This is a genomic window from Mesorhizobium sp. M0139, from assembly GCF_040322455.1.
Taxonomy (GTDB): Bacteria; Pseudomonadota; Alphaproteobacteria; order Rhizobiales; family Rhizobiaceae; genus Mesorhizobium.
Map to the genome: position 1 here is coordinate 25,467 of NZ_JAMYTN010000014.1, position 14,482 is coordinate 39,948.

Below are 14,482 nucleotides of genomic sequence, written 5' to 3' on the forward strand. Positions count from 1 at the left end.
TCATTTCCGTTGTTCAGTTTGTCGGTAAGCCTTGGCGATTGCCGCCGGTCCGAGCCTTGTCAGGCAGGCGGCGGCGGTTTCACCTGGATATCGAGCGCTGCGGACCATCGCTGCGACGCGACCGATGCCGCGCGCGGCGTCATAGCCCGGCCTGTAGCCCGCAGGAAGGGCCTTTGCCGTCGCGTTCACGACAAGTCCGGCTCCGTTTTCGCCGCCGACGATTGTTAGCCCGGCAGAGCCGGGGTGAGCGCAGCCCTTGGCGCAGCCGGAAATGTGCAGTGTGAAGTCGAGGATATCAGCGTTTTCGGCGGCGATTGTCTCGGCGATGTCGCGCGTGGCGATGCGGCCGGAGGCACACGCAGGGGTGCCGGGGCAGGCGGCGATGCGGGTGCGCGGGTCGGCGGCGGTGGTGACGAAGCCGAGGGCGGCGGCGGTGGTTTGGAGGAGGGGGTTCGCGGCTGGTGGTTGGCCGAGGAACAGCAAGGCGCGGCGGGGGGCGAGGCGGATTTCGGCGGTGCCGAGGGACAGGGCGCTTTGGGCGAGGGCGATGAGTTTTTCGGCCGGCATGCTGCCATAGGGGAGGGCTATGCCGAGAGCGGTGGTGTCGTTGGATAAGGGGAAAAGACCGATAGGCCGGCGAACACCCCCCTCTGTCCTGCCGGAGATCTCCCCCTCAAGGGGGGAGATTGCGTCTTCGTGGGCGATTTCGCCAATTTTCAGCGTCGAAAGTGGAGAGCCGCCGGCGACCCTGCTGATCTCCCCCCTTGAGGGGGAGATGTCCGGCAGGACAGAGGGGGGTGCGAAGGAATGCCAGCTTGCGAGAGAGGCCAATTGCCTCTCCGACAAATCCCGAGAATGTGCGTCACGCCCCTTCTCGGCAACCATCCTCAGCACAGCAACCGCAATATCGCGCGCTGCATCCTCATCGGCCGTCGCAAGCGGCCTCGCGCTTTGGCCATCGCCGGCAACAGACAAAGCCCACAGAACGCTAGCGCTGAATCGCACCGCCTTCAGCCTGACATCGGCCGTCACCCCATCCATCGTCAACTGCCCGCCGCCATCGACAACCACCGAAACCTTCGGCCCTAGCCTTGGCGTCAGCCCAGCTTCCTCGACCGCAGCCCTGACCCGCTCAGCCAAAGCTCGCGGATCGGCAATCTCCCGCGGATCGATGCCGGCCAGCGGCCCGGTCTCGACCGGCACGCCGGTGCGCACGGCGATGCCCAGCGCATCCACCTCCGCCGCCAGCAGCCCAGCACTTTCCGCTGTCAGGCCGCGTATCTGCAGGCTGCCTCGTGCGGTCACTTCCATGATGCCGTTGCCGTGCCGCAGGGCGGATTCGGCGAGTCGGATCAAAAGCTTGGGCGAAAGACCTCCAGCTACAGGATTAAGCCGCACCAGCAGGCCATCGCCGGTCTGCATCGGCGCCGAGAGAGCCGGACAGGCGCCGCGGCGCGAGAAGGCGTTCATACCGCGACCCCGAACGCCTCGGCCTCGGCGATCAACGCCGCGAGATCGTCGTCGATCGAGTTGCGCAAGGGATGCCACAGCCCACGCCGGCGCGCCGACAGGAAGCGTTCGGCGATGACTTTGGCTGCGGCCGGGTTTTCGCGCAGGATGAAAGCGCGAACATTGGCGTCGCCGACATAGGCGTCATGCACAGCCTCGATCACCGCGCCTGAAATAGCGTGGGTGGTTTCGGCGAAACCGATGAGACGGTCGACGGTCTCGGCGAATTCCGAGGCGCCGCGTGGGCCGTGCCGCATCTGGCCGGCGATGAAACGCGCATTGACGGCTCGCGCCCGCACAACCCGCGACACAGCCTCGCCGACCGAGCGCGGCTTCGGCTTTTGCGGGTCGGTGGTGTCGAGCACGATGACGTCGGCATTTCGGCCCAATGCCGCAAGGGCGGCCGAAAAGCCGCCGATGAAGGCGACGTCGGCGGAGCCCTCGAGAATGTCGCGGCCGGGATCGTCGCCGGTGTGGACGAGCAGATCGGCCTCGGCGATGCGGGTCTCGAAAGCGCCGGGGGAGGCAATGCCTTCGCCCTCGGCGCCGCCATAGGCATGCGATGTCGCATCGAGATAGGCGCGGCCGATTTCTTCGCGCGCGGCCCAGTCGCCACTCGACAACAGGTCCTCGACGCCGGCGCCATAGGTGCCGGGCGAGGTGCCGAAGATGCGCGGGCCGATCTTGCCATCGGCACGGGTTCTGGCGGCGAGCGGGTTTTCCGAATCGTCCTCGTCGCGCGCGGCAACGGCGTTGGCGGCGGCGTCGATCAGCGCGATCTGGGTCGGGAACATGTCGCGGAACAGACCCGAAATCCGCCAGGTGACATCGACGCGCGGGCGACCGAACGTGGCCGGCGGCAGCACTTCGATGCCGGTGATGCGGCCGGTGGCCGAATCCCATTGCGGCCGGCAGCCCATCAGCGCCAGGCCTTGCGCGATCTCCTCGCCGCCGGTGCGCAGCGAGGCCGAGCCCCAGAGGTCGATGACCAGCGAGCGCGGCCAGTCGCCATGCGACTGCATATAGCCGCGCACGACTTCTTCTGCCGCCGCCTTTCCCAGATCGTAGGCGGTCGGCGTCGGCATGGTGCGCGGGTCGGAGGTGAACAGGTTGCGGCCGGTGGGCAGCACGTCGGAGCGGCCACGCGCCGGTGCGCCCGCCGGACCCGCCTTGATGTGACGGCCGTCGAGCGCGGCAAGAAGTGCTGCTTTCTCGGCCTCCGCGCTTTGCACGCGCATGGCGTCGGGCTCGTCGTCGGGAGCGCGGCCATAGATGTGCAGGCCGTCCTTGATGGCGAAATCCTTGAGGTCGCAGAGCCAGGCGTCGATGCGGCGCAGCGCCTCGTCGGGCGCGTCGGTTTTGGCGACGCCGGCTTCGGAGGCGAGGCCGGTCTTTTGCGCCGTGTCGACGATCAGCTTGGCCAGACGATCGCGCCGGCGGCGGTCGAGGCCGTCGGCCTGGGCGTATTCGTCGACGAGGCGCTCGAGCTTGTGCTGCTCTTCATCAAGGCCAGCAGCTGCCAGTGGTGGCGGCAGATGGCCAAGCGTGACGGCTGCTATGCGCCGCTTGGCTTGCGCCGCCTCGCCGGGATTGGAGACGATGAAGGGATAGATGACGGGCAGCGAGCCGGTGGCGATCTCGGGGAAGCAGTTTTGTGAGAGCGCAACCGTCTTGCCGGGCAGCCATTCCAGCGTGCCATGGGCGCCGACATGGATGAGAGCATGGATGCGGAGCGATTTGCGCAGCCACAGGCCGAAGGCCAGCAGATCGTGGCGCGGCGGCAGCGTCGGGTCGTGGTAATCGGCGCGCCGGTCGGCCGAGCGGCCACGGTCGGGGGCGAGAGCGACAGTGATGTTGCCGAAGGTGGCGGCGCGGAAGGGGAAGCCGCTCTTACCCTCCCCCTTGTGGGGAGGGTGGCCCGCAGGGCCGGGTGGGGGTGGTGCACCGCTACCCCCACCCCGTTTCGCGCCATCCGCTTCGCGAATGTCGCGAACCGACCCTCCCCACAAGGGGGAGGGTGAAGGACCGCCCCATGCCGCCTCGACTGCAGCCAGTGCCTCAGCCGGCAAATCCTTTGAGAAGTCCAGATACTCATCCAGCCCCAGCCCACCATCGCTCCGCTCCAACGCGTCCAGCAGCGCACGCGGCGTTTCTGGAATCCCGTCAACGCGATAGCCCTGCTCCTTCAGGTCATGCAGCATGGCCAGCACGCTGGACGGCACATCCAGGCCCACTGCATAGCCAGTGCGGCCGGGCGCGCTCGGATAGTCCGGAATGAGGATCGCCAACTTACGCGTCGCGCGGGGCGTCTGCTGCAACCGTGTGAACGCCGCTAGCCTGTCCGCCACTTGCGCCACGCGATCCGGTTCCGGGCGGTTGGCGAAGGCGCGGTGGCCGAGCGCCGGGTCGGTCTCGCTCTCGCCCTTGAAGGAAATCGCGCCGGCGAGGATGCGGCCGTCGAGTTCGGGCAGCACGACATGCATGGCGAGGTCGGCGGGCGCCAGGCCGCGCTGGTTGTTGTCCCAGACGTCGCGGCGGGTGGTGGCGACGATGACCTGGAAGACCGGCACGCCGGCACGGTCGAACAGGGTTTGGACGCCGGGTTCGGCGCCGGAAGCGAAGGCGGTTGCGGTGATGATGGCGGCGGGGTTGAGCGCGGCCAGCGCGGTTCCGACGAAGGCCAGGGAGGTCGGGTCTTTGAGGCTGGAGACGAAGATCGGGACCGGTCTCATGCCGCGCTGGCGGAGTGCATCAAAGAGGGCATCGATTGGCGCGACATCGGCGGCCAGCAGCATCGAGCGGTAGAAGAGGATGGGGATGATGGGAGAGTTGATGTTGTCTGCGCCGAGTTCCCGCCCACCCCCCTCTGTCCTGCCGGACATCTCCCCCGCAAGGGGGGAGATTGTGCTCTCATCGACGCTTTCGCCAATCGGGGATGTTGCAGAGGAATCTATTATCGGCTGGGCAGAAAAAGTGCCGAGGTCCGCGCCGGCTGATCTCCCCCCTTGCGGGGGAGATGTCCGGCAGGACAGAGGGGGGTGTGAAGGAACGCCGACATTGGCCAAATCCAACTTGCCCACCACGCCGCGACCTGGCTCGTAGTAACCAGCTTTCGGCACGCTAACCGGGTCAGCCGCCGCCGCATCCTGCCCAGCCAACCCCGCCAGCCGCTGCATCAGTGCTGCCATATTCTCCGGTCCGCCCTCGCGGAAATAACCAAGCAGGCCGTCCAACTCCGCGCGGGGCAGCGTCGAGGCTTCGATCAGCCTGAGGTCCTCGTCATGGCTTTCGCCAGGCAGCAGCGCCAGCTTGATGCCACGTTCGCGAGCAGTCACCGCGAGTTGGTCGCAGCCATAGCGCCACCAGTCATAGCCGCCGAGGATGCGCACCAAGATCACCTTGGCCTGGCGGGCGACGCTGTCGATCCAGAGGTCCACGGACATGGGATGACGCAGGTCGCGCAACGCCGCCAGCCGCATCGACGGCAGGCGGGCGGCATCGGCCTTCCAGGCCGCCGCGAGGCCGGCGAGGTCGCTGTCGGTGAAGGACAGCGCCACGATATCCGCCGGCGTCTGCCGGAGATCAACCGGCTCGGCGAGATCGTCGAGCGAGGCGGAGGTCGTGGCGAGTATATGCATCGCGGCTCGTGCCTGAGATCAACCGGCGAGTATACGCTCGATCGCCGGACGGTTCAGCCCCTTCAGGCCAATGACGACGAGACGCGAGCGGCGATCGTCCTCGGCCGTCCAGGCGCGGTCATAGTAATGGTTGACGCGTGGGCCGACGGCCTGCAGCAAAAGCCGCATCGGCTTGCCGCCGACATCGACGAAGCCTTTCACGCGCAGAACATTCTCTTCCTCGGCCACCGTAGCGACGCGCCTGGCCAGTTCGTCCGGATTGGTGATCGAGGGGATGTCGACGATGAAGGTGTCGAAATCGTCATGCTCATGATCGAAAGCGCCGTCGTGATGCGACTTGCGGTTCTCGATGTCGTCTTCGACGGCGAGACCGAGGCCAAGCAGCACCGACGGGTCGACCTTGCCATACGCAGTCGGCACGATTTTTACCGCGCGAGCGGAATGCTCATTGATGATGGCGTTGGCGCGGGCCGAACCGGCTGAATCCATCAAATCGCTTTTCGACAGGATGATCAAATCGGCGCAGGCGATCTGGTCCTCGAAGACTTCTTCGACCGGATCGTCGTGGTCGAGCGTTTCGTCCTGAGCGCGCTGTGCCTGCAACGCGTCCATGTCGTTGGCGACGCGGCCTTCGGCCAGCGCCGGGCCGTCGACCACGGCGATGACGCCATCGACGGTCACCCGGCTCTTCACGCTTGGCCACTGGAACGCCTGGACCAGCGGCTTGGGCAGAGCGAGGCCCGAGGTCTCGATCAGGATGTGGTCGACCCTCGGTGTCAGCGCGAGGATCTTGTCGAGGGCGGGCACGAAATCGTCGGCGACTGTACAGCAGATGCAGCCATTGGCCAGTTCGACGATGTTTTCCTCGGGGCAGGTGTCGATGCCGCAGCCTTTCAGGATTTCCCCGTCGATGCCGATGTCGCCGAACTCGTTGACGATGATGGCGATGCGCTTGCCGCCGGCATTTTCCAGGAGATGGCGGACCAGCGTCGTCTTGCCGGCGCCGAGGAAGCCGGTGATGACGGTGCAGGGAACACGGGAGAGATTGCCGGCCGGATTTGGAGCGTTCATGGTCAGTCCTTCAGCATGTCGAGGGGTGGGATGCGGGCAACGAGGCCGCGCTTGAGGCTATCGGGCCGGCCGCGCCACGGGATGAGGCCGTCGGTCGAAGTCGCGAAGAGCTTTGCGCCGGTGACGAGGTCGGCGCCGCTGGTTGGGGCCAGATCGCCGAAGACATAGCTCCAGCAGCCATCGCGCAGGATCGCGGCGCTGAGGCGGCGCTTGCAATTGCCGAGACATTCGGCGGTGCGGACCCGGATATCGCCGGCAGCGGCGCGGCGTGTGTCCTCAGCCAGCAATTCGCCGGCGCGCGGATGGGCGTCGGAACCGGTCTCATCGCGGCAGGAGGCGCAGACGATGACGGTCACGCCGGTCAGGGCGTCGTTGTCCCCGGACGCAATGTCCGCTGTGCCAGCCGAAAAACTGCTGTTCTGGTCCAAAAACCGTGCTCCTTGCCCGGAAACCCGCCAGGCGATCGGATACTTTGTCTCAGACGGCAGGTCTCCTGGCTCGCGGGTCGTCGCCTTGGTTAGCCGCCTTCCCGGTGTTACCCAGTGGCTTTCGGCCTTGGCTCGTCGCTTACAGTTGCGGGGACAGCCGCGGATTTGGGACCGAAATCCCGCACCGCATTCCCTCTTGGCCCTTGCCGTTGCGGGCAGGGGACCGTCTGGAGCGGATTTAGGCTTTTGCGGGCGGCGGTGTCAACGCAAGGCTACGACATGGCGATGTCGGCAGGGGCTGTCATGTCCCGGCTTCCGGCAGTGCCAGGATGACCTGTCGGATAGCTTGATAGCCATCGCCATAGTCCCAGTCATGACCGACAGCCAGATTCTGTCCCTCATGCCAAACCGCGTTGTCCAGAAGGACTTCGGCACTAATCAGCGTGCCCTTCAAGCCTGCCAGAAAGGTCCGGACAAAATGGCTTCCGGGGGGTACCGAAGCTGTGAACAGCTTTTCCAGCTTGGCATAGAATGCTGGATAGCCTGGTGTCAGCGAGCATAGCTCGGTTGTGGCCTGGGAAATGACCGGGCCGCTATAGATTTTCCAGCGGGCATCTTTTCGCCAGATCTTCCAACTGGCGCTGCTTCGCTGCCAAAGCTCTATTTCGGCCTGCATGTTCTCGCAGACGTGATCGGCCAGTCCCTCAATGGCAACATGGAAAACACCACGGAGAAACTTTTCAAACGCCTGGTTCAGTTCCTGTTCGCGCGTGTCGCCGAAGCCAGCAAAGGATTCAATGACCGGCTGAACATCAAGCAGCGGAGAAAAAATGTAGATTTCCAGGACCAGCCGGTCAGAACTCGTCTCGAACACCTCAGCCTCAAACCGAAGCTGCTTCGATTGGAGCATGACGTCCCTATCTCTGCGGACTGCATCTATTCCATGCGCAATGAGGGCGCCATGGATCATGTCGAGCACTTTGTCCGATGCCATTGCACAACCTACGAGGCTTATTGAGGCGTCTATGACAGACGCTGCAAGGGTTGGCCATCTCTCTCGCTAGCCAATGCCGGCCCCAAATCGCCGGCCGGCGTCACTTCGATGCGCTCAAGGCCAAGCCAGCCCTGCATCTGCTTCAATTCCTCGTACAGCTGGGCAGCTGTCTCAGGCGGTGCGCCTGCTTCGGCGTAGGCGGCGTGGACGCGTAAGACACTCGCAGGCCGGTCGGCCTTGAGATCGACGCGGGCGACGATCCGGTCGCCGAGCAGGAAGGGCAGCACGTAGTAGCCATATTGGCGCTTTTCGGCCGGCGTGTAGATCTCGATGCGGTAGTGGAAATCGAACAGGCGCTCGGTGCGCGAGCGCTCGAAGACCACCGGATCGAAGGGCGCCAGTAGCGCGCGGGCCTCGATCTTTCGCGGCAGACGGGCGTCCTTATAGAGGTAAGCCGGCTTGTCCCAGCCTTCGACGTTTACCGGCAGCAACTCGCCCATCTCAACCAGTTCCTCCAACCGGCCCTTCATGTCGGCCGGCGACAAGCGGAAATAATCGCGCAGGTCACCCGACGTCGCGATGCCGTGGGCGCGGGCGGAAATGCGCAGCAATTCGCGGTGCGCGTCCTCGGCCGCCGGCACCGGCAGGTCGAGGATCGCCTGCGGCAGCACGCGCTCGGGCAGGTCGTAGAAACGCTCGAAGCCACGGCGGTGCGCCGTGGTGATGCGTCCGGCCCAGAAGAGCCATTCGAAGGCGTGCTTGGCGTGGCTCCAGCCCCACCAGCCGCCCGAACCTTTCTGGCCCTCCAGTGCCGAAGCGGCAATCGGGCCGCGCTCGGCGACCGCGCGGTAGATCTCTTCGATATAGGCGGCGTGCTCGCGGCCCCATTTGGCGAGGCCCAGATACATTTCGTCGCCGCTTTCAGCGCGCTGCATGCGCCAGCGCATCAGTGGGTAGGTCTCGACCGGCAGGAACGAGGCCTCATGCGCCCAGTATTCGAACACCGTGCGTTTGCGGGTGATGGCCGCATTGTCGAGCAAAGCCAGCGGGTAGGGGCCAAGCCGCGAATAGAGCGGCATATAGTGGGCGCGCACCACCGCGCTGACGGAATCGATCTGCAGCAAGCCGGTGCGCGACAGCACGCGGGCGAGGTGGCGGCGATCGGGCGTGCCGCCCGGGCGCGGATCGAGAAATCCTTGCGCGGCGAGCGCGATGCGCCTGGCCGTCGGGAGTGAGATTTTGTCCTTCGTCAAAGTGTCTTGCCTCGAACCATTTTCCCGACTTTAGCCGGCGATTCCGGTCATGCTAGCAGGCAAATGGCGGGAGATGTGTCAGGAGACAAAAGTGGAGTGAAAGATGAAGGAAACCAAACAGGAGGAGATCGGACCAGTTTTTCCCGGCCTGCCGTCCAGCACTGTCTTTTGAACAAGGTTTGACTTGCTTCGCTGAAAGCCCTGCGCTAACCCTCGCCGCGTTGCAGCAAAGGCACCTAAAACGGTTCAGCGGTTAAACTGTCGCGCTTCCGCATTAGGGTTGGTTGCTGTAATCAAAGTGGATTGGCCGCCAACGGAAAGCCGAGCATGAACGTACTCCTCAGTTCATACCTGCCCATCGTCCTCTTCATCGCCGTGGCCGCGGTTGTAGGCCTGGCGCTTATCATCGCGCCGTTTCTGGTGGCTTATCGCAATCCCGATCCGGAGAAGCTTTCCGCCTACGAGTGCGGGTTCAACTCGTTCGACGATGCCCGGATGAAATTCGACATCCGCTTCTACCTAGTGTCGATCCTGTTCATCATCTTCGATCTGGAAGTGGCCTTCCTGTTTCCGTGGGCGGTGTCGTTCTCGAAGATCGGCATGCTCGGTTTCTGGTCGATGATGGTGTTTTTGGCGGTGCTGACCATCGGCTTTGCCTATGAGTGGAAAAAAGGAGCGCTGGAATGGGATTGAACGACAGTTCCGGAACGCTCGTCGCGCCGAAGCCCAAAGGCCTGATCGACCCCAATACCGGACGTCCGGTCGGTTCCGACGATCCGTTCTTCCTCGAGATCAACAATGAACTGGCCGACAAGGGTTTTCTGGTCACCTCGACCGAGGCGCTGATCACCTGGGCACGCAGCGGCTCGCTGATGTTCATGACCTTCGGTCTCGCCTGCTGTGCCGTCGAGATGATCCACACCTCGATGCCGCGCTATGATTCTGAAAGGTTTGGCGTGGCTCCTCGCGCGTCGCCGCGCCAGTCCGACATCATGATCGTGGCGGGAACGCTGACCAACAAGATGGCCCCGGCTTTGCGCAAGGTCTACGACCAGATGCCGGAGCCGCGCTACGTCATCTCGATGGGCTCCTGCGCCAATGGCGGCGGCTATTATCACTATTCCTATTCGGTGGTGCGCGGCTGCGACCGCATCGTGCCGGTCGACATCTATGTGCCCGGCTGCCCGCCAAGCGCCGAAGCGCTGCTCTACGGCATTCTTCTCCTGCAGAAGAAGATCCGCCGCACCGGCACGATCGAACGGTAGACCCATGGCCGCATCCCTGAGCGAACTGTCGACCTATCTCGGCGAAAAGCTGCCGGGCCGCGTCACCGATGCAGTGCTTGCCTATGGCGAACTGACGATCTCGGTTGCTACAGACAATCTGATCGAGGTGACAAGCTTCCTGCGTGACGATTCGGGCTGCCAGTTCATTTCGATCATCGATATCTGCGGTGCCGACTACCCGTCGCGCGTCAAGCGTTTCGATGTCGTCTATCATCTGCTGTCGCCGAAGCAGAATTTGCGCATCCGCATCAAGGTGCAGGCCGACGAAGAGACGCTGGTGCCGTCGCTCACCGCTGTCTATCCCGGCGCCGACTGGTATGAGCGCGAAGCCTACGATCTCTATGGCGTGCTGTTCTCCGGCCATCCGGACCTGCGCCGCATCCTCACGGATTACGGCTTCGAGGGCCATCCCCTGCGCAAGGACTTCCCGCTGACAGGTTTCGTCGAGGTGCGCTACGACGACGAAGCCAAGCGCGTGATCTACGAGCCGGTGGAATTGAAGCAGGAATTCAGGAACTTCGATTTTCTCTCGCCATGGGAAGGGACGGACTACGTCCTGCCGGGCGATGAGAAGGCGAAACAGTGAGTAGGAAGTAGTGAGTAGTCAGTAGGAAAAGATTTGGAGCAACGGATCGAATCTTATCGCGACTTGAAGGTGTGGCAATCGGCGATGACGCTTGCTGAGGATTGCTACCGTTTCACCAAAGAGTTTCCGAGGGATGAGATTTACGGCATGACCTCTCAGATGCGCCGATCGGCGGTTTCGGTCGCAGCGAACGTCGCGGAGGGATACGGTCGGGAGAACAGAGGGTCGTTCGTTCAATTTTTGCGCATGGCGCAAGGCTCGTTGAAGGAACTGGAGACACACATACTGCTGGCATGTCGGGTTGGCCTGCTGCGAAAAGACAATGAGATTGAGCTGCTGCTGCGATGCGAAGAGATTGGAAAAATGATGAGATCTCTTATCCGAACGGTGCAGGCCAAGCAGGCGGAATGAAGCAGGCATTGAGATTGATGATCACTACTCACTACTCACTACTGACTCTTCGCCAGAGGCGCCAGAATGGCTGAAACCTCCGTCCGCAACTTCAACATCAACTTCGGACCGCAGCACCCTGCGGCACACGGTGTTTTGCGTCTTGTGCTGGAGCTTGACGGCGAGGTGGTCGACCGCGTCGATCCGCATATCGGCTTGCTGCATCGCGGCACTGAAAAGCTGATCGAGCACAAGACCTATCTGCAGGCGGTGCCCTATCTCGACCGGCTCGATTATTGCGCACCGATGAACCAGGAGCATGCCTTCGCGCTCGCCACCGAGCGGTTGCTCGGCATCGAAGTGCCGAAGCGCGGCCAGTTGATCCGCGTGCTCTATTCCGAGCTCAGCCGCATCATGTCGCACATCCTCAATGTGACGACGCAGGCGCTGGATATCGGCGCGCTGACGCCGCCGCTGTGGGGTTTCGTCGAACGCGAAAAGCTGATGGTGTTTTATGAGCGCGCTTCCGGTTCGCGCATGCATGCGGCCTATTTCCGTCCCGGCGGCGTGCACCAGGATCTGCCGGCGAAGCTGGTCGAGGACATCGGCAAGTGGATCGACCCGTTCCTGAAGTCGCTTGACGACCTCGACAGGCTGCTTACCGGCAACCGCATCTTCAAGCAACGCAATGTCGATATCGGTATCGTGTCGCTTGCCGACGCCTGGGCCTGGGGTTTTTCGGGCGTCATGGTGCGCGGCTCGGGTGCTGCCTGGGATTTGCGCAAGTCGCAGCCCTATGAATGCTATCCCGAGATGGATTTCGACATCCCGATCGGCAAGAACGGCGACTGCTACGACCGTTATCTCGTGCGCATGGAAGAAATGCGCCAGTCGGCCAAGATCATGCGTCAGTGCGTCGACCTTCTGCTCGGCAAGGAGAGCACCGGGCCGGTGTCGAACCTCGACGGCAAGGTGGTGCCGCCCAAGCGCCAGGCGATGAAGCGCTCGATGGAAGCGCTGATCCATCATTTCAAGCTCTATACTGAGGGTTACCGCGTGCCGGCCGGCGAGGTCTATGCAGCGGTCGAGGCGCCGAAAGGCGAGTTCGGCGTCTATCTCGTCTCCGACGGCACCAACAAGCCCTACCGCTGCAAGCTGCGCGCGCCCGGCTTCGCGCATCTGCAAGCCATGGATTTCCTCTGCCGCGGCCACATGCTGGCCGACGTCACTGCCGTCCTGGGTTCCCTCGATATCGTCTTCGGGGAGGTTGATCGGTGATGGCGGCAGCCAATCCTACAGTGCGCTCTCAGGTCGGTGTTCGAGGGAATGCCGACGCTGCCCTACCGCGGTGGCGCGAATTGGCAAAAGCCATGCTGCCGGTCGAGCTCGCCGAGGCTTCTTACAACTCGACTCAGCACTGTTCGATCTATGACTTCTTTTTTACCCTGCTACCCAAGACGCGCCTTGCCCACCGCGACAATGACGTCGACAAGCTGGGTAGAATGCATGGGTTCGCCCAATGGGCTGCCGTTCACCCGAACAAACAGATTTGGAATGCGGCTGGTGTCGCTTTTTACGAGCACTTGTTCGACGATGACATCGACGCTGATGCGGTCATGGCATGGATCTCGCCTCAAGTAAGGCAAACTGTTCTGGGGCTGTGGCAATACATGTTGCCCGCAGAGCGATTTGCGAGTGTTGCTCGATCTGCCGAACGCATTCCGTTTTCTCATCAGAAAGAATGTGAAACCGCAATAGCTCTCGTAGCAGAGCAGGGGCCCGATCGCTAAATGTCAGTCCGCCGTCTCGCAGAAGCAAGCGTCCAGCCAGCCACCTTCGCCTTCAACCGGGCGAATGCGGCGGTTGCGAAGCAATGGATCAAGAAATATCCGAAGGGCCGGGAGCAGTCGGCGATCATTCCCTTGCTGATGATTGCGCAGGAGCAGGAAGGCTGGGTCACCAAGGCGGCGATTGAGACGATTTCGGACATGCTCGGCATGCCGCGCATTCGCGGCCTCGAAGTCGCGACCTTCTACACGCAGTACCAGCTCAATCCGGTCGGCACGCGCGCGCATATCCAGGTCTGCGGCACCACGCCCTGCATGCTGCGCGGCTCGGAAGCGCTGATGGATGTGTGCCGCTCGAAAATCCATCACGACCAGTTCCACACCAACGACAAGGGCACGCTGTCGTGGGAGGAGGTCGAATGCCTCGGCGCCTGCGTCAACGCGCCGATGGTGATGGTCTTCAAGGACACGTTCGAGGATCTGACGCCTGAGCGGCTGGCCGAAATCATCGATCTTTATGATGCAGGCAAGGGCGCCTCGGTTCCCACGGGACCGCAAAATGGCAGAACCGGCTCGGAGCCGGCGCCTGGCCTGACGACGCTGAAGAGCGAAAAGGCGATCCTCAAAGCGACGCGCGACAAGGAAGCCAGGGCGGCGAGCAAGGCTGCCCACGCGGCGCCCGACGCAATCATTGCGGCGCCTGTTCCGGCTCCTGCCGCTCCTGCAGCGGCCGCCCCGGTCGCGCCATCCAACGCCGGCAAACTGAAAACCGATGCGCCGGAAACCAGCTCGGCGTTGAAGTCGCCCTCCAGGGCCAAGGTTGCACCGGCGGCGGAAAAAGCGGCGAGCGTCCCGGCGCCCCTGCATTCGGCCGCCAACGCCAACACCGCGGCGCCTGAAGTCGAGAAGGTCGCCAAGCAGCGTAATGGCCCGAAGACCACCTCCACGCCGGCAGCTGCCTTCATCGCTCCGGAATTCAAGGCGCCAGCGGCCAACGCCCCGGTGGCCCCGACCGTCAAGGCGCCGACAGCCAGACCCGCAAAGCCGTCGCTCGAGGACAAGAACCGTCCGGCCGGAATCGACAGGCCGGCCGCGGTCGACGATCTCAAGCTGATCTCGGGCATCGGCCCGAAGATCGAGGGCATCCTTCATTCGCTTGGCATCTTCACCTTCACACAGGTCGCATCCTGGAATAAGGCCGAGCGCGACTGGGTGGATGGATATCTCGCTTTCCAGGGCCGCATCGAGCGCGACGACTGGGGCAAGCAGGCCAAGGCGCTCGCCAAGGGCGGCGTCGCCGAATACATCCGCGTCTTCGGCAAGGAGCCACGTTGATGGCTGAAGCGCAAAGCACCGGATCTTTGCTGACGCTGCGCAGCATTGTCATCGGCGTTGTCTGCATCGCTGCTGCCAACATCCTTCTGGAGGGGCTTCGGCGCCTCGTCGAATTGCCGTTTTCGGATACCCTGGAATCGATGGCCGCGACCGGCATAGGCGTGCTGGTGTGGTTCTCGATCGTCTTGCGGGGAAAGAGGTAAGT

At 63.4% G+C, this 14,482-nt stretch carries 14 protein-coding genes and 1 riboswitch; of the genes, 8 read left to right on the forward strand and 6 right to left on the reverse strand.

Going from position 1 to position 14,482, the window contains the following annotated elements; all coding sequences use genetic code 11:
• From cobG to NKJ58_RS23440, 6 genes are all read right to left on the reverse strand, one after another.
• On the reverse strand, window positions 1-1,470 hold the full coding sequence (cobG, locus tag NKJ58_RS23415) for a precorrin-3B synthase (protein ID WP_352561222.1): 1,470 nt from the start codon (window positions 1,468-1,470) through the stop codon (window positions 1-3).
• Window positions 1,467-5,147 (reverse strand): cobaltochelatase subunit CobN, encoded by a 3,681-nt coding sequence (cobN, locus tag NKJ58_RS23420; RefSeq protein WP_352519572.1) that lies wholly within the window; start codon window positions 5,145-5,147, stop codon window positions 1,467-1,469. Before cobN ends, cobG begins: the two co-directional genes overlap by 4 nt.
• 18 nt (window positions 5,148-5,165) lie before the next feature.
• The gene (gene cobW, locus NKJ58_RS23425) at window positions 5,166-6,218 is read right to left on the reverse strand and encodes a cobalamin biosynthesis protein CobW (protein WP_352853906.1); all 1,053 of its coding nucleotides are present in this window, start codon (window positions 6,216-6,218) and stop codon (window positions 5,166-5,168) included.
• A 2-nt stretch (window positions 6,219-6,220) separates the two neighbouring features.
• A complete protein-coding gene (locus NKJ58_RS23430; RefSeq protein WP_023815532.1) occupies window positions 6,221-6,646 on the reverse strand; it encodes a DUF1636 family protein in 426 nt (141 codons plus the stop codon).
• Window positions 6,647-6,684: 38 nt separating this feature from the next.
• A riboswitch (cobalamin riboswitch) is annotated at window positions 6,685-6,889 on the reverse strand.
• A gap of 58 nt (window positions 6,890-6,947) precedes the next feature.
• Window positions 6,948-7,640 (reverse strand): DUF6348 family protein, encoded by a 693-nt coding sequence (locus NKJ58_RS23435; RefSeq protein ID WP_027050249.1) that lies wholly within the window; start codon window positions 7,638-7,640, stop codon window positions 6,948-6,950.
• Between the two features lie 29 nt (window positions 7,641-7,669).
• Window positions 7,670-8,893: a winged helix-turn-helix domain-containing protein gene (locus NKJ58_RS23440; RefSeq protein WP_352519569.1), complete on the reverse strand. Its 1,224-nt coding sequence runs from the start codon at window positions 8,891-8,893 to the stop codon at window positions 7,670-7,672.
• 327 nt (window positions 8,894-9,220) lie between these two features.
• Here NKJ58_RS23440 and NKJ58_RS23445 point away from each other — a divergent pair, with 327 nt between their 5' ends.
• The 8 genes from NKJ58_RS23445 to NKJ58_RS23480 all read left to right on the forward strand — a co-directional run bounded on the left by NKJ58_RS23445 (window position 9,221) and on the right by NKJ58_RS23480 (window position 14,480).
• Window positions 9,221-9,586 (forward strand): NADH-quinone oxidoreductase subunit A, encoded by a 366-nt coding sequence (locus NKJ58_RS23445; protein ID WP_023670825.1) that lies wholly within the window; start codon window positions 9,221-9,223, stop codon window positions 9,584-9,586.
• Window positions 9,577-10,158, forward strand: coding sequence for a NuoB/complex I 20 kDa subunit family protein (locus NKJ58_RS23450; protein WP_023670824.1), 582 nt, complete (start codon window positions 9,577-9,579; stop codon window positions 10,156-10,158). The genes NKJ58_RS23445 and NKJ58_RS23450 overlap by 10 nt, the downstream gene beginning before the upstream one ends.
• Before the next feature lie 4 nt (window positions 10,159-10,162).
• Window positions 10,163-10,765: an NADH-quinone oxidoreductase subunit C gene (locus tag NKJ58_RS23455; protein WP_023670823.1), complete on the forward strand. Its 603-nt coding sequence runs from the start codon at window positions 10,163-10,165 to the stop codon at window positions 10,763-10,765.
• A 33-nt stretch (window positions 10,766-10,798) separates the two neighbouring features.
• Entirely contained in the window at window positions 10,799-11,176 is a 378-nt protein-coding gene (locus NKJ58_RS23460; RefSeq protein WP_031193090.1) for a four helix bundle protein, read from the forward strand.
• 66 nt (window positions 11,177-11,242) lie between these two features.
• On the forward strand, window positions 11,243-12,433 hold the full coding sequence (locus NKJ58_RS23465) for an NADH-quinone oxidoreductase subunit D (RefSeq protein ID WP_023833865.1): 1,191 nt from the start codon (window positions 11,243-11,245) through the stop codon (window positions 12,431-12,433).
• Window positions 12,433-12,945, forward strand: a complete 513-nt coding sequence (locus tag NKJ58_RS23470; protein WP_196814975.1) for a DUF7674 family protein — start codon at window positions 12,433-12,435, stop codon at window positions 12,943-12,945. Before NKJ58_RS23465 ends, NKJ58_RS23470 begins: the two co-directional genes overlap by 1 nt.
• On the forward strand, window positions 12,946-14,277 hold the full coding sequence (locus NKJ58_RS23475; protein WP_352853910.1) for an NADH-quinone oxidoreductase subunit E: 1,332 nt from the start codon (window positions 12,946-12,948) through the stop codon (window positions 14,275-14,277). It abuts the gene before it with no gap.
• On the forward strand, window positions 14,277-14,480 hold the full coding sequence (locus NKJ58_RS23480; RefSeq protein WP_352463135.1) for a hypothetical protein: 204 nt from the start codon (window positions 14,277-14,279) through the stop codon (window positions 14,478-14,480). Before NKJ58_RS23475 ends, NKJ58_RS23480 begins: the two co-directional genes overlap by 1 nt.
• Window positions 14,481-14,482 lie beyond the last annotated feature (2 nt).